Below are 19,912 nucleotides of genomic sequence, written 5' to 3' on the forward strand. Positions count from 1 at the left end.
CTATTTAAGAGCTTTTTCAACTGCTAAGCTGTATATTTCTTCATCTGAAATTGTGGAAACTACCACGTGCATTGTCTGGCACATGCCCTCTGATTCTGGCTCAATAACGAGGCTTGTGACCTTGTATGTTGCCTCTGAATCGTCCACTAAATTCCAGTTGTCGTCGTAGTAATTAGTAAATCCAGTATAGTCATCATTACAGAGATAATCCTCTGCTGCATTACTTGCAAGGTTTACTGCCTCAGTGATTTCTTTTGCCTCACCACTTTTTGCAAAGCTTCCAGCAAAACACTGAATACAAACGGCTGATACAATGATAAAAAAGAAAATTGCAAACATAAGCTCAGTCATAAAAATTCGAGAGCCGTTATTTCTATTCTTCATTAGACTGGCCCTCCTTTGATTTGATGCCTATTACAACATCATGCTTTGCACCAAGGGAATCCTCAAGCTGAACATTGATAGTGTCATTTTCTCCCTGACTAAAGCTGATGCTATTTACTTCCATGATTTTATTTCCAAAATCTGCTGTGGCACCGGCAGTATCCTTTGCCTCCAGTTCCATCAAATATCCATCGTACTCGTAGATATAAAGATTAAATCCACTGCCCTCTGACATTTTGATGCAATCAACACCATCGAAAGTATCAAGGGAAACTGCGCCCTCAGCATCGTGCTGTCTTACCTCTTCGCGAATATATGCGATTGCTGTACGTGCACTTGAGTTAGCTTCATTTGCTAAAACTACTGATCTGTAGGAATTTACAGCCATCAAAAGAACACTCACCGCAGAAAAGGTGAATATCAAAAATAAGACCATTAGAAACATGATGTCTATATTATGTTTTCTAAGTCGTCCTTGTTTCAACGTTAATCCTCCAGGTTTATAATCGTAACCTCTGGTCGCATATTTGAACCATAGATAACATAATCAACTCTAAAACGGTCATCATCGTAGATGATTCCGTAGTTTTCCTGTAAGTATTCAAAGCTCTCAGGGTATCTGCCTTCAGTGACATAGCACTGGATGATTGCCCTGTCGATGGCATCACTTAAGCTTTGGCGCTGTTCTTGAACGGAGCCTGCTGATGCCTTTGATACTGCAAACAAAAACAGGATAAATATGAGAAGAAACAGCCCTGCAGAAATCATAGTGCTACCGGCCACGTTCTTCTGTTTGATTTGATGAATGCCGTCTAGGCTTCCAAATCTTGTCTTTGCCATGTTAAATCATCCCCGACATAATGTTCAAAAGTGGTAGCATAACTGAAAGTAAAATAATTCCTACAATAACTGAAAGAACAATTACAAGTGTTGGCTCCACTACTGCAATTAAATCGTTAATCTCTTCATCTGCTTCTTCCTGATAGGTTGTTGCAACCTTTTCAAGAACGTTTTCCATATTACCAGTTTTAGCACCAAGGATTGCCATACGTCCGTAGAGACCACCGAAAATGCCTGACATTGAAAATGCCTTTCCGATATCCATAGTCTCTGCAAAAGAATCCTTGCACTTTTCAACCTTGTCCTCGAAATCAGGAGCTTCCACAATATTACCGCTGACATCAAGTGCCTGCATAACATCCATACCACTTGAAAGTGTCATTGCCATTGCAGATGCAAAACGGCTTGTTGCAATTTTAGAATGGATTGATTTGAAACGGCGACTCTTGTAAAGAATGTCGTTACGATGATTCTTGCCCCACTCTGTTTTGTTGAGAACAATTACATAAATAATGATAGCAAGAAGAATCAATAAAAGAATCACACCATTTGACTTCATAAATGTTCCAACAGCAAGGAAACCAGCTGAAAGGCCGTCCATTGTGCCACCAAGCTGCTTAAATACTCTGTTGAATACTGGCATGATTTCTGTTACAAGGACGATGATAATTACAAGCATCATACAAACCATCATAAGTGGGTATGTAACTGCACTTCTGATTGCATTTGAAATTGCCATCTCTCTTGAATAATGTGCTGCCAGGTTGATGAGAACAGAATCCATCTTACCTGTAGACTCGCCCATCTTTGCCATTTCTACGAAATAGTCTGGGAAAACCCCAACACTTTCGATTGCCTTTGAAAGTGAACCTGTCTCTCCAACTACCTGCTCCATCTCTGTAAGGAGCTCTTTTTCTTCACCACCCTGGGACTCATCAAGCATCATTGTGATTCCCTGTATTGCTGAAACACCACTGGAAATCATCATTCCCATTTCATCTGAGAATGCATATAGTTCCTCGGGAGTAAGTTGTTTTCTAATCTTTTCGCTCATAGTTACACCTTTAATATTTATACTTTAGTTGATAGTAAGTAGTGTCATCTAAAGTTTTCTTTACTTGACTGTTGCTTGCATATGAACCTAATGTTGGGTCCATAAGTGTCCAATCTGTTCCATCAAACTGAATGATTTTATCAATCCAGCCTGTCTCCTTCGTATATACGGATATCCAGGCGTGATATTCCGTGCCGGCGTATCCGATTTCAAGCCGTGTTGGAATACCTTGCGACCTAAGCATCGCCCCCATAAGGGATGCATAGTCAAAACAGATTCCCGTGTTGGTAGCCAATGTACTGTCTACATTTGGAATGTATCCAGACTGAACTGTCTCGGCCTTGTCATAGTCGTACTTAACATTTTGGGTGATGTAATGGTAAACGTTCTGAACCACCTCAATGTCATTATTGGCACTAGCCGCCAGCTCCTGGCCCTTTTTCACCGCCTTGGAATTTGCATTGAAATCCACGTAAGCATTTGGATACAGGAACATACTATATTCATCTTTTAGTGTTACGCTCACTGACTGAGTAAATGCCGCCGCATACTGATCATCATGCAAGTTTTCATAGACACCGATTTTATAGGTGCCACTGCCTTCGGATAGAGGATAGACATCATAATTGCCATCCAAATCCATCAGGTAGTTATAAGTGTTTCCTGCTGGCGTTTCTATTAGCATTCTAACCTTAGCCGCTGAGCCTGTGTATTTCACCATAACATAGCCTTCTGAGGCGTTGCTCGCATCTATGGATGCATCCGCATTTGAGTATACCTCAACGCCACTGGCTTCTGGTGTAAGCACCCGAATGGTGTTGTCCCTGGAACCCTTTGATTCCTTTGCCACCGCTCCAGATGAGCTTTCTGTGGTAGATGAATTGGAAGTAAAAGCTGGCTGTTGGTCTCCACAAGCTATAAAGCTAAGAGTAAGAACAATCAGTGAAAGCAAATATTTGTATTTCTTCACTTGCTTCCTCCACTGTTCCTTATTTATTTAAAATTCTAATTAACTCCACTTCACTGTTGAAATCATATTCTTCATCCTGTGCAACGCTGTAGATTTTGCCCTGCCATGAAGCATGATCTCTGCCTGTAACCATAAGGATGAAGCTGTCTTTTCCTATCAAAGGAAGTAAATCCGTTGTTTCAAAAAGCTTTTCTTTTGGATCGATATCTACAATCTTAAGAGTAGGATATGTCTTTTTGAAAGCTCTATATCTAAATTTCTGAGCTGGAAACTCCACAGTATCCAAAAAGCTATTCATGATATTAAAGAAATCATCAACATCGGTATAGCTGATTGGCGCTTTATCGTAGCAGTTGTATAGCTTGCCACTAAAGCTTTCTTTATTTTCTATGGTGATACCAACACAATTGTGCATTCGTTTCATTCTGTCAGAGATATTCATAACTATTCCCCTTTAACCATATCCTGAAGCTCTGCTGTATCTGCATCTGTTCCTGCGCTTGCAAGATTAACTGGTGCAAGATGATATTGAATGTAGCGTTTTCTAGATTCCTTGCTGAGGTTTTCGTTGATTCTGGCCTGAACCAAAACGCAGTCCTCCTGGGTAATATCTAAAAGTAAAACTACAAACTGGTTGTTGCTATATCTGGCGTACATATCGCCACCTCTTGCTGATGTGCGGATTGCTTCTGAAAGCTCCTCAGCAAGACTTTCAAGTCGGTCGGAATCATTAAGTCCAAAGCCCTTGCCATCTGTGATGGTGCAAAGCATAAGCCATGCTGCCTGGCCCGAACGTCTGATGACACGCTTGATGTATCTGTATGTCTCAACGAAAGTAGGGTATGTGCAGTTAAATGCACCCTGTATTTCTTCCTTTGATGTATCGAGGTTTCTCTTTACCTCGCTAATCATATCTGTATTGTTCTTAATTTGTGCGCCTAGTCTATCCAGCTGGTCATTCATAGCTGATGCAACAGAAACACCAAGCTCCTCGAACATGAGAGTCTCAGTATCCTCGTATAGCTTTAATGCATCCTTTGTGTTACCAACCTCGATGAGGGCACGCATCTCGTATGTCTGCCATCCATCGTAAGGATAGATACCATTAGCCTTGTGGCTAAGCTCATACATCTTTTTGTATTCTTTTTGTAATTCGTATATTTCTAATAGCTGCTTTAAGCAACGGTCAAAAAGCTTTTTGAGCCTTACCTGTGTGGTAACAACCCACTCATAGCCGCTAAGTGTAGCAAGAAAATCACCATCATATAAAGCACAAGCCTCCTCAAGAAGCTTTTGCTGTTCTTTGGCATCCTCTGCACCAAGGGCATTCTTTGCAAGCTCTTCGAATTTGACTGCGTCGCACTCGATAGTTACAAATGGATTGATAGAATATGTTCCACGCTTGATGTAAACATAGTCTTCATTTGGAATATCAAGGGCAGCCAGGGATTTTCTTAATCTAAATACAATAGCTCTAAGGCTATTAGATTCATCAGCAATCTCTTCATTATGGAAAAGATTGTAAATAACCTGATCTCTAGCAATACCGTTTGTGTAATAAATCAGCATCTGGAAAAGCTGATTTACCTTAGTTGTGTTATTTCGTTCTAGTACAATAGGTACATCATTACATGTGATGTCTAACTTACCTAAAAAATCTGCTTTAATAAGAATTTGTGAATCGTACATAGTTCTCCCTTTTCGCTAATCCATTTCATTACAAATAAAAGTATAAAATAACAAAATGTTATTGTAAATAACCAAATAGCCTGCAGCTTTCTGCAGGCTATAACAGCTATTCAACTTTTTCTTTGACATTGAATTGGTTCATGGCTCCATCCAAATTATCTTCTAAAAACAACTCTAACGCTCCAATCACCTTGTCCATAGAGGCGTCAACACGCTCTCTGTCCTCAGCGTCATAGTGACCGAGCACGTGGCTAACCATGTCACCATTTTCACACTCTCCAACTCCCACTCGAATTCGAGGGAACACATTCGAACCGGTATGTGCAATTATATTTTTCAGCCCGTTGTGGCCACCAGCACTTCCCTTTTTTCTAACTCTGATGTTGCCTGTAGAAAGTGATACATCATCAGAGATAACTAGAAGCTCTGTCTCTGGGTCCACTTCGTAATAGTCGCACATCTCGCGAACGCATTCTCCGCTAAGGTTCATATATGTCTGAGGCTTTACCAACATAACCTTGTGGCCATTTATAACGCCCTTTCCTACAATGCCTTTGTGCTCCTTGTGAGAGACTTCTATCCCAAACTTTTTTGAGATGGCGTCGATGGCTTCAAATCCAACATTATGCCTTGTTCCTTCATATTTCCTTTCAGGATTGCCTAGACCAACAATTAAAAACATAAATCTTACTCTGGGAACTCTTCCTTATATTTGTTAAGGATCATTGTCTGCATCTGCTCTCTTGTTGTTGAGCGAATAGGATGTGCAATATCCTTATAACCGCCTTCTGAACCACGTCTAGATGGCATAGCGATGAATAGTCCCTTATCTCCTTCAATAATCTTGATGTCGTGAATAACAAACTCTTCGTCAATTGTCACTGAAACAACTGCCTTCATCTTACCTTCTTTTTCGATCTTACGGATTCTAATGTCTGTGATTTGCATTGTTATACCTCCCCAACTGGCATATCGTATCTGTTTTTGTTTCCGGTAACTATGCGGACTCCATTTTCCCCAATATATGTGGATCCGCTGAGCAATGTCTCATGGCTTTCAACAATGCAATTCTCTACGTGCACGTTGTCCCCTATGTATGCTCCATTTAAAATGACACAATTCTTAACAACTGAATTGTTGCCAACAAAGGCCTTTTTAAATAGTACAGAATTCTCAACCGTACTATTGATGATACATCCTCCTGCAACCAATGAATTTGTGACCTTTGAACCTGTGTTGTATTTTGCAGGTGGCAGGTCATGTGTCTTTGAGAAAACTCCTGGTTCAGTGTGGAAGAAGCTATCTCTGACATCCTTTCTAAGGAAATCCATGTTTGCTTTGAAATAGCTATCTACGTCTGCAAGATTTGCCCAATAACCTTCCATTCTGTAGCCGTAGATTCTCTTCATGTTTTTGTATCTAATGAGAATATCTGTTACAAAGTTGTATCTGCCCTCTCTATTGCACTCCTCAAGCAAATCGATGAGAGCTCTTCTTCTGATGACATAGACACCAGCTGAAACAATATCTGAAGTAGCAACCATTGGCTTCTCTTCGAACTCTGTAATTCTGCCGTCTCTATCCATCTCTACAACACCGTAGCGGTTGATGTCGTCACCCTCTGGCAACTTTGCACACACTACTGTCATGTCTGCCTGTTTCTTGATGTGGTAATCAAGTACCTTATTGAAATCAAGTTTGTAAACACAATCACCACTTGCAATAATAACATATGGCTCATGTCTTTTCTTTAAGAAATCAATATTTTGCCAAATGGCATCGGCTGTACCTCTGTACCACCAGCTATTGTTTGTTGTAACTGTTGGTGTAAATAGGAAGAGACCTCCCTGCTTTCTACCAAAGTTCCACCACTTTGCTGAATTAAGATGCTCGTTCAATGAACGTGCGTTGTACTGCGACAGCACAGCAACTGTCTGGATGTGTGAGTTTGTCATATTTGAAAGGACAAAATCAATACATCTATAGCTTCCGCCTACTGGCATCGCTGCAATGGCGCGCTTCTCAGTAAGCTCATGCATTCTACTGCTGTTTCCACCTGCTAGAATAATACCTAATGCTTTCATACTCGATCACCTGCCTTGATAATATAGCCGCCACTAGCCAACTGTCCGTCAGGATAATCTGCTTCGCTAGTCTCGCCCTTGATAGCTGTATTTTTACCTATAGTAACGTTTGCTGGAACAACTGAGTTCTCCCCGATAACTGCCAATCCAAATGAATAGATGCTAGCGTTAAGCTTGCTCTCAGCCTCGGCTCCCTGTCCGATTTTTGTTCCTTCGCCTATGACTGTATTCTCGGCGATAATCGATTTATCTACTACACAGTTCTTTCCGATGATTGCGCCTTCCATAATAATTGAATCGCGAACCACCGCACCTTCATCAATTACTACACCTGCGCCTAGAACTGAGTTGTACACTTCTCCGTAAATTTGAGCTCCTGCACCGATGATTGCTTTTTCAACAACTGCTGTTGATGCAACAAACTGTGGCTCAATGATATTTTGATTAGTGTAAATCTTCCAGAACTCTTCATATAAGTTAAACTCTGGAATCAAATCAATAAGCTCCATATTGGCTTCCCAATATGATCCAAGTGTTCCTACATCCTTCCAATAACTATTGAACTCGTAGGCATACATTGGTGCTCCCTTTTCGTGGAGGTATGGTAAAACGTGTTTACCGAAATCGCAATTGCTCTGATCCTTTAGAGCAAGGAGTGATTCCTTTAATGCCTTCCAACTGAATATATAGATACCCATTGAAGCAAGGTTGCTTCTTGGATGCTCTGGCTTTTCTTCGAATTCGCTGATACGTTTTTCATCATCAGCAATAACCACTCCGAATCGAGATGCCTCTTCGATTGGTACTGGTATTACTGCGATTGTAACGTCAGCACCCTTTGCCTTATGAAAATCTAACATGGCTTCATAATCCATCTTGTAGATATGATCTCCGGAGAGAATCAGAACATACTCTGGATTATAATTCTCCATGTACTTAAGGTTTTGGAAAATGGCGTTGGCTGTGCCTGAATACCACTCACTTGTGTCGCTCTTCTCATAAGGAGGAAGAACGGTCACACCACCATTATTCCTGTCCAAATCCCAAGGAATACCAATTCCTATGTGTGAATTAAGTACTAATGGCTGGTACTGAGTAAGTACGCCAACGGTATCAATTCCTGAATTGATACAATTTGACAGAGGGAAATCGATTATTCGATATTTACCTCCGAAAGAAACTGCTGGCTTCGCTACATCTGAAGTTAGAACCCCCAGTCTGCTTCCCTGCCCGCCAGCGAGAAGCATGGCAATCATTTCTTTTCTAATCATCCTATCATCTGCCTTTCTCATGGTGTCAGTTAAGGATGTGCATAACGCACTCCCCGTTGTGAATTGTAATTAAATTCACAATCTTGTACATTTAGTATAACAAAGTGGATATTTTGGTGCAATAATATTCATAATTTTTTACTATATCATCGTTAATAGTTAGACAATTCCCTGTCAATTTTACCAATTCATATAATGTAGCTTGAAACTCAAGGTTTTTAGGTTTAAATTATTGAAGGTATAATAATATATAAAGAAGGAAATTTTTCATGTACAAAATTGATTTTAATAACAAGATACATGTCCATTTTATTGGAATCGGCGGAATAAGCATGAGTGGCCTTGCTGAGATATTGCTTGGTGCAGGCTTTACTATTTCTGGTTCTGATAGAGAAGAAAGCGATCTCACTGCTCATTTAGCAGCACTTGGAGCAAAGATTAGTTATCCACAGGCAGCTGAAAATATCACTTCAGATATCGACCTTATTGTTTACACTGCTGCAATCCATGAGGATAACCCTGAGTTTGCTGCTGCAAAAGCTTCTGGCAAGCCAATGCTTACAAGAGCTGAGCTCCTTGGCGAGATTATGGAGAACTACGCTCGTTCAATTGCTGTTGCAGGAACCCACGGTAAGACAACTACCACATCTATGGTTAGCCAGATTCTCCTGGAGACAGCTGACGACCCTACTATTTCTGTAGGCGGTATCTTGGATGCCATCGGAAGCAATGTTCATGTTGGTGACAGCGATGTGTTTATCACAGAAGCTTGTGAGTACACAAACAGCTACCATTCATTCTTCCCTAAATACAACATCATTCTTAATGTAGAAGCAGATCACCTTGACTTCTTCAAGAATCTTGAAAACTATCGTGCTTCATTTAAGAAGTTTGCCGGCAACACTTCCGACGACGGTATTCTTATTATCAATAATGAGATTGATGACGTTAAGTTTTTTACTGAGGGATTAAAATGTCAGGTTATCACTTATTCTCTTAAGGGAGGCGCTGATATTTATCCAACAGACATTACATATAATGAAAAGGGCTTTGCTAGCTTTACTCCTGTATTCAACGGAAAAGCTATGGACCGCGTTTCATTAAACGTACCTGGCGACCACAACATCAGCAATTCACTTGCCGCTATTGCACTTGCTACTGAGATGGGGATTTCATTTGACCATATCAAGGCAGGACTTGCAAAGTTCGGCGGTGCTCACAGACGTTTCGAGCTCAAGGGACATTTCAATGGCGCAACTGTAATTGATGACTACGCTCATCATCCAACAGAAATCGCTGCCAGCCTTGCAGCCGCTGCAAACTACCCACACAACAGAGTGGTTGTTTGCTTCCAGCCACATACATACACTCGTACTCTTAGCTTCCTTGACGATTTTGCTAAGGCTCTTTCAGCAGCAGATGTTGTTGTTCTTGCAGACATCTACGCAGCTAGAGAACCAGACATCTACGGTGTCAGCTCAAAGGACATTGCAGATAGGATTGAAAAGCTAGGAACCGAAGTTCATTATTTGGGTTCTTTTGACCAATGTGAAAAATTTTTAGAAAAAAATATTGTAAACAATGACTTGTTGATAACTATGGGCGCAGGAAATGTGTATTTAGTAGGCGAGCACCTACTCCAGAAGTAGTTATCCACATTATCCACATTTTTGACCGGGTTTATCCCCCTCGAAAATGTGGATTTTTTTATGCCCTATTTTCAATGGGTCAAACTAGTTATCCACATTATCCACAGAAGCCACAAACCCTTTATTTACAAGGGTTTGCGGGGTTTCGCCTCTTTTCTTTTCAGAATTACTTTGATATAATTCGGTTCATTAAGAGGGAGAGGATTTGAATATGGCTGACATCATGCTACATACCAGTAATAACACTGGTTTTACTTGCATTTCTAATACTTTTATTGACGATTACATGAAAGATGCCAATGGAGAGTACGTAAAGATTTACCTTTATCTGCTTCGTTGTCTTAATAGAGAGGATTATGATTTTTCCATCTCGCAGTTGGCGGACTGCTTAGACCACACAGAAAAAGATGTAATGCGTGCATTTACTTATTGGGAGAAAGTAGGCTTGCTTCGTCTTGAGTACTCTGCAGATAATGAACTTTCAGGAATCTGTCTAGTGGATGTGAATGATATGCACTCATTCACATCAGTAAACTACACTGCAGCTACCACTGCGGCTCCAGCTTCTGTCGCTGCTGCCACAGGTGCACCTGCAGTTTCAGATAAGGTTATTAACAACACTGTACCATTCAGACCAAGCTACAGCTCAGATCAGCTTGATGCTTTCAAGGAGAACGATGAGGTTAGCGATCTTATTTTCGCTACACAGACTTACTTCAAGAGACCACTTTCTGTAACAGATATGAACACATTATTATTCTGGTACGACAGTCTCCACATGTCTGTTGATTTGATTCAGTATCTCATTGAGACTAGCATCGACGAAGGTCATAGCAGCATCCACTACATGGACACTGTTGCTCGTAACTGGGCCGACGATGGAATCACTACAGTGGCTGAAGCAATTAAATCCAGCAGTGCACACACAAACGCAGCTTACACAATCAAGCGTGCACTTGGCATCGGAAATCGCGATTTAGTTGATTCAGAGTTAAACTACATCGACAAATGGGTTAACGTTTACAGCTTCTCACTTGATATCATCACAGAAGCATGTGAGCGCACCATCACACAGACTAATAAACCAAGCTTTAAATATGCAGACACAATCATTACTAGCTGGCACAATTCAGGAGTAAAGACTCTTGATGACATCGCTAAGCTTGATTCGGAATTTACAAAGGCTACTGTTGCTAAGCTTTCTTCTGCTAACCGTGCAAAAACAGCTCAGGCAAACAACGCCACAGCGGCCCGCGCAAAGACCAACAACAAGTTCCACAATTTCTCACAGAGAGATTATGATTTTGAAGCACTGGAAAAGAAGCTTCTTGGGCACTAAAGGGAGGTTAATTTATGGCATTATCTAATGAGCAGTATGACGCACTTATGCGTGAATACAATCACAAGCAGTCTCGTAACAACCAGATTGTTTCTTACCGCACGAAAGAGTTATACTCTGCTGTTCCAGCCCTTTCAGAGCTAGATGACGAAGTATCAAAGGTTTCAGTATCTTCTATCACTGCTATCTTTGAAGGTAAAAGTATTTCTGAAGCTTCCGCAGATTCAAAGCGCAAACTTTCTCAGCTTAAGGAGCGTCGTATGCAGCTTATTAAATCTGCAGGTTTCCCTGTAGATTATCTTGAGCCACCATACGATTGTCCTGATTGCAAAGACACTGGCTATATCAATGGAAAACGCTGCCATTGCTTCAAGCAGGCAGCCATCAACATTGTCTACAAACAGTCTAATATCAGCAACATTCTTGCAAAAGAAAACTTCAATGCATTTGATTTAAATGTATACGATGAGGATTATTATGAGGATAATTCTGATATAGATGCTCGTTCAAATGCTAAAATAGCGCTAGAAAGAGCGAAAAACTTTGTGCAGAATTTTAGAGAAAAAGGTGGTAATCTCTTGTTGCTTGGACAGACAGGGTGTGGAAAAACCTTTCTTTCCAACTGTATCGCAAAAGCTCTTTTAGACGAAGGCATATCTGTTATTTACTTCACAGCATCAGAGCTTTTCAGAGTTTTCGAAGAACAGACTTTCAAGAAGAACGCAAACGTAGCGGATCTTCATGATCAAATATTCGATTGTGACTTATTAATCATCGATGATTTAGGCACAGAGTTTCAGAATTCTTTCACTACAGCACGCCTATTTCAATGCTTAAATGAAAGATTACTTCGTAGTAAATCAACTATAATTTCAACTAATTTTTCTCTTGAAGATTTAAGAGACACCTACAGCGAACGTATTACTTCGCGAGTATTCTCTAACTATGAGACAATCAAGCTCATTGGAAATGATATTCGCATCAAAAAAGTAATATCAAAATAATTAATTTAATATTAGCAAGGAGCAAAACATGCCAAACAATGAAATCGTGTTGGAAAACACACCACCTATGGCAGAGCTAGGAATTATTCCTCACAAGAGCTGTACAGCCATCGCAGAACGCGTTAACGACTATCTTCTTCAGTGGAGACAGGAGCGCAAGAGTGATCAGTCAATCATTACTCTCGCTGGTTACCGCAGCGATTCTTACATCGTAAAGGCTGACTGCCCACGTTTCGGTTCAGGCGAAGCAAAGGGTATCATCAACCAGTCAGTTAGAGGACTTGATTTATACATCCTCGTAGATGTTACAAACTACAGCCTTACATACACCGTTTGTGGTCACGAGAACCACATGAGTCCAGACGATATCTTCTGTGACTTAAAGCGTATCATCGCAGCAGCAATGGGAAAAGCTAAGCGCATCACAGTTATTATCCCATTCCTTTATGAAGGCAGACAGCACCGCAGAAGTGCTCGTGAATCTCTTGACTGTGCTATGGCACTTCAGGAACTTGTAAGCATGGGCGTAGACAACATCATCACATTTGATGCTCACGACCCACGTGTACAGAATGCTATTCCACTTCATAGTTTTGAAACTGTTTCACCTACATACCAGTTCCTTAAGGGCATCCTTAAGAACTGCAAGGACTTAAAGCTCGACAACGATCACCTTATGATCATCTCTCCAGATGAAGGTGGTACAAAGCGCGCCGTATACATGGCTTCAGTTCTTGGTGTTAATGTTGGTATGTTTTACAAGCGTCGTGATTACAGCCGCATCGTAGACGGACGTAATCCTATCGTAGCTCATGAATTCCTTGGAAACGACGTAGCTGGCAAGGACGTTATCATCGTAGATGATATGATTTCTTCTGGCGAGTCAATGATAGACGTAGCTACAGAGCTCAAGAAGCGCAACGCAAGCCGCATCTTCGTAGTAGCTACATTCGGACTCTTCACAAACGGAATGGCGAAGTTCGACAAGGCCGTTGAGGATGGCGTAATCTACAAGGTAGTTACAACAAACCTCACATACCTTCCTGAAGAAATCACAGCACGTGACTACTTCATCAAATGCGACATGTCAAAGTACATCGCATACATCATCGATACTCTCAACCACGAGTGCTCAATCTCAGAGCTCCTCAACCCATACGGACGTATCGAAAAGCTCATCACAAAGTACAAAAACGGCGAATACTAAGCCGCACCCTTCTGGGCCCCTCTCTTATGAGGGGCTCTTTTTATTGGTTTTGCACTTCGAAGCCACTGTGGGTAGAGGGCAGACACTTGTAGTCTACATATTAGTCTCCACACAAGGCTTAGGATAATTGCGCTCATACTCCGTTTGCCAAGAAAAATAACGAAGCAGGTTTTGTAATTTTATATACCGCCTTCAAGTTCAATCCGTTTCACTATCAGGCTCGGGTTGCCGTCCATGGCAACCCGTATATAAACTTAACAAAACCTGCTTCTATTTTTCTAGGCTCACTTCAAATGTCGCGACAATTATTCCTAAGCTTGATGTGGAGATTAATACTTATAAATAGTGTGTGTCTGCCCACTCTACCAACAGCGGCGTTAGAAGTGCAAAGAATTGAAAAAAGAGCCCCGGCGTGGTTCCTGGGGCCCTGTAGGGTGCGGTTTAGAGTTTGGATGCGGCGGCTTCGTCGCAAATTACGGTTACGTCCGGATGGGTTTGGAGGATTGAGCCTGGCACGTCGACGGTTACAGGTCCGTTAATGACTTTGGCCAGGGCGTCGGCTTTTGCTGTGCCGGTTACGATGAGTAGGATGCGCTTGGCGCTCATGATGGTTTTGATGCCCATGGAGTAGGCCTGTCTTGGGACATCTTCGATTTTTTCGAAGAGGCGGGAGTTGGCATGGATGGTGCTTTCAGTCAGATCTACCAGGTGAGTGACTTCGGTGAATGGAGTGCCTGGTTCGTTGAAGCCGATGTGGCCGTTTTCGCCAAGGCCTAAGACTTGAAGGTCTGTTCCGCCTAGGGATTGTACCATGGCTTCGTATGATGCACATTCTGCTTCAGGGTCAGCTGCTATGCCGTTTGGTAAGTGGGTGTTGGCAGGGTCTATGTCTACCTTAGAGAATAGGTGCTGGTTCATGAAGTAGTGATAGCTGTTTACATCATCGTCGGCAAGGCCCGCATATTCATCCAGGTTTACTGTACGGATTTTTTTGAACGATATTTCGCCTGCGTTGTACATGTCCACAAGCTCTTTGTACATGCCTACTGGTGATGAGCCAGTAGCAAGGCCAAGGATACTGTTATTTTTTTCTTTCATTTGAGCTGCTACAAGGGCCGCTGCTCTCTTGCTTACAGCATCGTAATCTTTTTCTTTGTAAATCTTCATTTCCTAAATACCTCAGTTTTATTATGATATTATTGTACTAACAATATGTGTTTAGAGTTTGCGCTATCTCTTTTGTAAACTCATTATATGGACCGCCAGAGTTTAGCGTCAATTAAACAGAGCACTTCTGAAACGGCTTTCACGCAAATAATCTATTGCCATACATTTGATGTTAGTACTTTCATAAATGTGCTAAATCATTGAGGAATAAAAATATGTTTCTTACAATAGAAACATAAGGAGTTAACTATGAATCAAAAGTCTCAAATCTTAAATCAAATAAACGGTGGGTTGGTGGTTTCCTGCCAGGCGCTTGATAGTGAACCTCTCCATAGTAGTTTCATTATGGGAAGGATGGCAAAAGCAGCCGTGGAAGGCGGCGCAGTTGGAATCAGAGTAAACGGGCCTGATGACATTGCCGAGATAAAAAAGACTACCGACGTTCCTATTATTGGATTGTGGAAGCAGGATTACGATAATTCAGAAATCTACATCACTCCTACCCTGACAGAAATCGATGCTCTCGCTGAAGCAGGTGTTGATATCATTGCCACTGATGCCACAAATAGGATCAGGCCAGGTGGCATTACACTAGACAGCTTCTTCAAGAAAGTTCGCGCAAAGTATCCGGATATGCTTTTTATGGCAGATTGCTCTACCTACGAAGAAGGAGTTAAAGCCGAGCAGCTTGGGTTCGATATCGTCAGCACTACTCTTGCTGGTTACACCAAAGAAACTGCCGGACGTGAATTACCGGATTTCGATATGCTAAAAAAGCTCGTCGATTCACTCAGTATTCCTGTAATTTGCGAAGGCGGCATTTGGGAGTTAGCTCAGCTTCAAAAGGCCTTTGAGCTTGGATGTCACTGCGCTGTTATTGGCAGCGCAATCACCAGGCCTCAGCTAATCACAAAACGATTTACCGATTCAATCAAGGAGATTAAAAATGAAAATAATTAACGGTAGCGTGTTTTTGGAAGATGGAAAATTTGATGAGGTGGACGTTGTTTGTAAGGATGGGTTGATTTCGGATATCGGCCAGGATGTTGCTTCATCTAGCGATACAGAAATATTTGATGCCAGCGATTGCTATGTTATCCCTGGTTTGTGTGATATACATCTCCATGGATGCATGAGTTTTGATGCTTGTGATGGTACAAAGGAAGCTCTTGCTGCCATGGCAAAATACGAGGCAAGCGTAGGCGTCACTTCTATCCTGCCAACAACCATGACATATCCAGAAGAGACTCTTACTACTATTGCTAAGGCTGTTGCCGACTATCGTAAATACGATAATGACACAGAAGGTTTTGCCACTATTCACGGCATAAATATGGAAGGTCCTTTTATTTCACCTGAAAAGAAGGGCGCTCAGAATCCTAAGTATATACAAAACCCAGATTACGATATGTTCCACCGTATAAACGTAGCCAGCGGTAATTCAGTTCGTTTATGCGATATTGCACCTGAAACTGAAGGTGCTATGGAGTTTATTGATAAAGCAAAGAAGGAAACAAGAATATCCTTGGCTCACACCACTGCTGACTATGACACATGCAAGGAAGCTTTTATGCGCGGTGCAAAACATCTTACTCACCTGTTCAATGCTATGCCTGCATTTACACATCGTGCGCCCGGGCCAATCGGAGCTGCTGCAGAAAATGAAAATGTCACACCAGAACTTATCTGCGACGGAGTCCATGTATATCCTGCTGCAGTAAATATGATGTACAAGGTTTTCAGTGCTGACAGACTTATTATGATTAGTGATTCTATGCGTGCCACAGGACTGCCTGATGGAGAATACGAGCTTGGAGGTCAGCCGGTCACAGTAAAGGGCCGCCTGGCAACTCTTCACGATGGCACCATCGCCGGCTCTGCTACTAACCTCTTCGACTGTATGATGACAGCTGTTAAGGAAATGAACATTCCTCTTGCAGATGCTATCTTGTGTGCCTCTAGAAATCCAGCAAAAGCTATTGGCGTGTACAACACCGTTGGTTCCATCACTATTGGCAAACAGGCGGATTTTGTTATAATTAATAAATCCGATCTAAGTATTAAAAAAGTCATAGTAAGAGGTAAATATGTCAACAGTTGATTCAACTAAAGATAAAATACGAGAAGCTTACGATAATTTGACCAAATCAGAGCAGCAGGTTGCAGATTACTTTTTGGAGAACACTGAAATCAGCGATTTTTCATCAAAGCACATCTCCTTGCTGCTATACGTTTCTGAGGCAACACTTTCTCGTTTTGCCAAGAAATGCGGCTTTAAGGGCTACCGTGAATTTGTTTACATGTACGAGCTGGATTTCAAGGATTACTTCACTGAAAAGGAAGAAAAGGAAATCTCTGATATCACTCGCTCTGTTCGCAAAAACTATAAAGACATTATGGTGAAGGCCTTTGATTTGATTGATGAAGATCAGATGCGACGCATCGCCACCAAGCTCAGCAACACCGAGTACACTGTCCCAGTGTATGGCATGGGTTCCAGCGGGTATGTTGCCAGAGAATTCCAGCTTCGATTTATGAGACTAGGTCTAGATGTTATCGCAATTACGGATTCACAGATGATTGCCATGAATGCCTCTTTAGTAAAAAGAGGCTCTTTAGTGTTGGCTTTTTCTATCAGCGGTACTACAAAAGTTGTTATCGACGGCATTAAAAAGGCAAAGCAAAACGGAGCCAGAGTTGTTCTTTTCACCGCTTCAAAAGACAAAAAATTAGCAGAGCTTTGCGATGAAATCGTTGAAGTTGCCTACCTCAAGGAGCTTGAAAAGGGCACCAAGATTTCCCCACAAATATCTCTGCTGATACTTATTGATGTTCTTTACTCTTACTATTTTGCTAACGACTCATTCTTCAAAGCTGAAAAATACAAGCGTACTTTATCAGCATTGGAGATTGAGAAAAACATTTCTCCTTTGTAGATTCAGCAATTGACCACGCAATATTATATGTGTATACTTATCCCTATAAATACATTTAAGGGGATTTTTATCATGAGAAAACATATAATTATTACAACATTGAGTATCTTCGGATTGTTATTAGGTGGTTGCAGTAATAGTATTACTGATATGCAAAGTCGTGGTTATGATGATGATTCATTTCTTGCTGACGACAGTTGCAGCTATACCTATGCTGAGAGGCTGGGAAATGTCACTTCTGACTCTGTTGATTTACAATTTAAAGGTTTCACTGGAAACGACTATGTTTGGTATTTAACGGCTGATGAAACCAGTGAGTTTTCACTTGACTATTCCTTTGATGTGGAAAAAGGTAATTTTAAAATTATTGAGATAACTCCTGATAAAGAAGTTATTACACTTTGGGAAAACCTCGATGATGCTACAGCAGAAGGAACTTTAAATATCGATGTTGAAGAAGGAACTTCATTAATCAAAATTGTGGGAACGAAAGCCAAGGGCGATATCCAAATTAACGCCACATCAAATCAAGAAGTCCAAATCATAGTTCCTAACGTTCCAGACGTATAAAAAATATATTACAACATAGAAAAAGACCACAGCTTTCGCTGTGGCCTTTTTACATTCTAGAATGGAGTTATGGGAATGTGAATTATAGTAATTTCTTGAATTCGTCATATACGAACTGTACCTGAGTTCCGATGACTACCTGTACTGATGTTTTGCCTGGGCGAATCATACCGGCAGCACCAGCAGCTTTTACAGCTTTTTCATCAATCACTGACTGATCCTTTACTTCAAGTCGGAGTCTTGTAGCACAGTAGTCAGCTGATGTGATGTTTTCTTTTCCGCCGAGAGCAGCTAAAACCTTTGATGCTACTACAGCATAGTTATTATCTGAAAGTTTTACATCTTTATCAATTTCAGCATAGTCTTCCTCATCGTCCTCACGACCTGGTGTCTTGAAATCAAAAGCACCAATCATGTAATAGAATACAAGATAGAATACTACAAATGCTGCGATGCCAAGTGGAATAATCATCCATGTGTTCTGAGCAGCTGGAAGTGATGCTGAGAAGATTAAATCTGTTGCACCAGCTGAGAATGAGAAGCCTGCTCTAAATCCTACCAAGCCTGTGATAATTGTAAACACACCATAGAGAAGTGCGTATACTACGTAAAGACCTGGAGCAAGGAACATGAATGCAAACTCGAATGGCTCTGTAACACCGCAAACGAATGCACAGATAGCTGCAGATGAAAGGATACCGATTGCAATCTTTCTCTTACCTGTCTTTGCACGTCTAATCATTGCGATTGCAGCACCAGGAATACCAAACATCATACATGGGAAGAAGCCTGACATGTAGAGTCCTAAATCCCATGAAACATCAGCAGATGTCTTGCCTGCCCAGAAGTTTGTTAAATCACCAAGTCCGATTGTGTCGAACCAGAATACGTTGTTAAGTGCGTGGTGAAGACCTGTTGGAATAAGAAGTCTGTTAAGGAATGCGTAGATACCAGCTCCAACGATTCCCATCTTTGAAATTCCAGTACCGATTGCTACAAGGCCTGTGAAAAGTAATGGCCATACAAAAAGCAATACAGCAGAAACACAGATAGAAATGAGACCTGAGATAATTGCTACGCTTCTCTTACCACTGAAGAATGAAAGCCAGTCTGGAAGCTTTGTGCCTTTGAATTTGTTGTAGCACAAAGAACCAATTACACCAGCAAGAATACCGATAAATGGATTTGCAATCTTATCAAATGCAATTGTGCGTGTAGCACTTTCTGCAATTGATGGCATGATTGTTGTAACAAATCCTGTGCCAAGAAGTGTTGTCATGATTAACCATGAAACAAGAGCAGCTACACCGCCTGTACCATCATGATCATCTGACATACCAACACCGACGCCTATTACGAAAAGTAGTGCCATGTTGTCAATTAAAGCGGCACCAGCTTTTACCAGAAACAAACCGATAAGCATTTTTGCACCGGTGATGTCTCCTCCTTGCATTGTTGCTGGGCATAAAGCGTATCCGATACCCATCAAAAGACCACATAGAGGTAATACCGCTACTGGTAGCATAAGGGCTTTACCAAGTTTTTGTAAAAACTTCATACATTATCCTCCTTTTTATCCCCTAACTCCCTAATAAGATTCCTTATTAAGTACTAACTAAATTATAGTCATTTGATAAAATCTGTGTCAACGAAATCGCCCTACTCTGAAACCTCTTTCATATTTCTACCACCCCTATCATTTTCCCTGACAGTACTTTCACGCAAAAGAAGCCCAAGCATATGCTTGG

The 19,912-nt window shown here is 41.3% G+C and carries 21 protein-coding genes; 8 read left to right on the top strand and 13 right to left on the bottom strand.

What is annotated here, in order from left to right:
• From BO15_RS0103080 to BO15_RS0103130, 11 genes are all read right to left on the bottom strand, one after another.
• Window positions 1–384: a hypothetical protein gene (locus BO15_RS0103080; RefSeq protein WP_033152281.1), complete on the bottom strand. Its 384-nt coding sequence runs from the start codon at window positions 382–384 to the stop codon at window positions 1–3.
• Window positions 374–868: a DUF4860 domain-containing protein gene (locus BO15_RS0103085; protein WP_033152283.1), complete on the bottom strand. Its 495-nt coding sequence runs from the start codon at window positions 866–868 to the stop codon at window positions 374–376. Before BO15_RS0103085 ends, BO15_RS0103080 begins: the two co-directional genes overlap by 11 nt.
• A gap of 2 nt (window positions 869–870) precedes the next feature.
• On the bottom strand, window positions 871–1,224 hold the full coding sequence (locus BO15_RS0103090; protein ID WP_081828540.1) for a hypothetical protein: 354 nt from the start codon (window positions 1,222–1,224) through the stop codon (window positions 871–873).
• A 1-nt stretch (window position 1,225) separates the two neighbouring features.
• On the bottom strand, window positions 1,226–2,278 hold the full coding sequence (locus BO15_RS0103095; protein ID WP_033152285.1) for a type II secretion system F family protein: 1,053 nt from the start codon (window positions 2,276–2,278) through the stop codon (window positions 1,226–1,228).
• A gap of 10 nt (window positions 2,279–2,288) precedes the next feature.
• Entirely contained in the window at window positions 2,289–3,248 is a 960-nt protein-coding gene (locus tag BO15_RS0103100; RefSeq protein ID WP_033152287.1) for a transglutaminase-like domain-containing protein, read from the bottom strand.
• A 19-nt stretch (window positions 3,249–3,267) separates the two neighbouring features.
• Window positions 3,268–3,690, bottom strand: coding sequence for a hypothetical protein (locus tag BO15_RS0103105; protein ID WP_033152289.1), 423 nt, complete (start codon window positions 3,688–3,690; stop codon window positions 3,268–3,270).
• A gap of 2 nt (window positions 3,691–3,692) precedes the next feature.
• Window positions 3,693–4,937 carry a BTAD domain-containing putative transcriptional regulator gene (locus BO15_RS0103110; RefSeq protein WP_033152291.1) on the bottom strand — a complete coding sequence of 415 codons (1,245 nt, stop codon included), beginning with the start codon at window positions 4,935–4,937 and terminating at the stop codon, window positions 3,693–3,695.
• A 106-nt stretch (window positions 4,938–5,043) separates the two neighbouring features.
• Window positions 5,044–5,619: an aminoacyl-tRNA hydrolase gene (pth, locus tag BO15_RS0103115; RefSeq protein ID WP_033152292.1), complete on the bottom strand. Its 576-nt coding sequence runs from the start codon at window positions 5,617–5,619 to the stop codon at window positions 5,044–5,046.
• Window positions 5,620–5,624: 5 nt separating this feature from the next.
• Entirely contained in the window at window positions 5,625–5,885 is a 261-nt protein-coding gene (gene spoVG, locus BO15_RS0103120; protein ID WP_028235339.1) for a septation regulator SpoVG, read from the bottom strand.
• Window positions 5,886–5,887: 2 nt separating this feature from the next.
• A complete protein-coding gene (gene glgD, locus BO15_RS0103125) occupies window positions 5,888–7,021 on the bottom strand; it encodes a glucose-1-phosphate adenylyltransferase subunit GlgD (protein WP_033152296.1) in 1,134 nt (377 codons plus the stop codon).
• Window positions 7,018–8,292, bottom strand: a complete 1,275-nt coding sequence (locus BO15_RS0103130) for a glucose-1-phosphate adenylyltransferase (protein WP_033154651.1) — start codon at window positions 8,290–8,292, stop codon at window positions 7,018–7,020. The genes glgD and BO15_RS0103130 overlap by 4 nt, the downstream gene beginning before the upstream one ends.
• Before the next feature lie 269 nt (window positions 8,293–8,561).
• Here BO15_RS0103130 and murC point away from each other — a divergent pair, with 269 nt between their 5' ends.
• The 4 genes from murC to BO15_RS0103150 all read left to right on the top strand — a co-directional run bounded on the left by murC (window position 8,562) and on the right by BO15_RS0103150 (window position 13,491).
• Window positions 8,562–9,941 carry a UDP-N-acetylmuramate--L-alanine ligase gene (gene murC, locus BO15_RS0103135; protein ID WP_033152298.1) on the top strand — a complete coding sequence of 460 codons (1,380 nt, stop codon included), beginning with the start codon at window positions 8,562–8,564 and terminating at the stop codon, window positions 9,939–9,941.
• 211 nt (window positions 9,942–10,152) lie between these two features.
• The gene (locus BO15_RS0103140) at window positions 10,153–11,280 is read left to right on the top strand and encodes a DnaD domain protein (protein ID WP_033152299.1); all 1,128 of its coding nucleotides are present in this window, start codon (window positions 10,153–10,155) and stop codon (window positions 11,278–11,280) included.
• A 14-nt stretch (window positions 11,281–11,294) separates the two neighbouring features.
• The gene (locus tag BO15_RS0103145; RefSeq protein WP_033152301.1) at window positions 11,295–12,284 is read left to right on the top strand and encodes an ATP-binding protein; all 990 of its coding nucleotides are present in this window, start codon (window positions 11,295–11,297) and stop codon (window positions 12,282–12,284) included.
• Window positions 12,285–12,312: 28 nt separating this feature from the next.
• Window positions 12,313–13,491 (top strand): ribose-phosphate pyrophosphokinase, encoded by a 1,179-nt coding sequence (locus BO15_RS0103150; protein WP_033152303.1) that lies wholly within the window; start codon window positions 12,313–12,315, stop codon window positions 13,489–13,491.
• 441 nt (window positions 13,492–13,932) lie between these two features.
• On the opposite strand, the gene nagB is transcribed toward BO15_RS0103150, so the two are convergent.
• Window positions 13,933–14,658, bottom strand: a complete 726-nt coding sequence (nagB, locus tag BO15_RS0103155) for a glucosamine-6-phosphate deaminase (RefSeq protein WP_033152305.1) — start codon at window positions 14,656–14,658, stop codon at window positions 13,933–13,935.
• Window positions 14,659–14,907: 249 nt separating this feature from the next.
• Between nagB and BO15_RS0103160 the strand changes: the two genes are divergently transcribed.
• The 4 genes from BO15_RS0103160 (at window position 14,908) to BO15_RS0103175 (ending at window position 18,164) form a co-directional block, all read left to right on the top strand.
• Window positions 14,908–15,618: an N-acetylmannosamine-6-phosphate 2-epimerase gene (locus BO15_RS0103160; protein WP_033152307.1), complete on the top strand. Its 711-nt coding sequence runs from the start codon at window positions 14,908–14,910 to the stop codon at window positions 15,616–15,618.
• Window positions 15,605–16,759 carry an N-acetylglucosamine-6-phosphate deacetylase gene (gene nagA / locus BO15_RS0103165; RefSeq protein WP_033152315.1) on the top strand — a complete coding sequence of 385 codons (1,155 nt, stop codon included), beginning with the start codon at window positions 15,605–15,607 and terminating at the stop codon, window positions 16,757–16,759. Before BO15_RS0103160 ends, nagA begins: the two co-directional genes overlap by 14 nt.
• A complete protein-coding gene (locus BO15_RS0103170; protein WP_052169744.1) occupies window positions 16,746–17,594 on the top strand; it encodes a MurR/RpiR family transcriptional regulator in 849 nt (282 codons plus the stop codon). Before nagA ends, BO15_RS0103170 begins: the two co-directional genes overlap by 14 nt.
• A gap of 72 nt (window positions 17,595–17,666) precedes the next feature.
• Complete coding sequence (locus BO15_RS0103175) at window positions 17,667–18,164, top strand: hypothetical protein (protein WP_033152360.1); 498 nt, start codon at window positions 17,667–17,669, stop codon at window positions 18,162–18,164.
• 82 nt (window positions 18,165–18,246) lie between these two features.
• Here the strand turns inward: BO15_RS0103175 and BO15_RS0103180 are convergent, their stop codons facing one another.
• Window positions 18,247–19,722, bottom strand: a complete 1,476-nt coding sequence (locus tag BO15_RS0103180) for a PTS transporter subunit EIIC (protein WP_033152362.1) — start codon at window positions 19,720–19,722, stop codon at window positions 18,247–18,249.
• Between the last annotated feature and the right edge of the window lie 190 nt (window positions 19,723–19,912).

This window comes from Pseudobutyrivibrio ruminis HUN009, from assembly GCF_000703005.1.
Classification (GTDB): Bacteria; Bacillota; Clostridia; order Lachnospirales; family Lachnospiraceae; genus Pseudobutyrivibrio; species Pseudobutyrivibrio ruminis_A.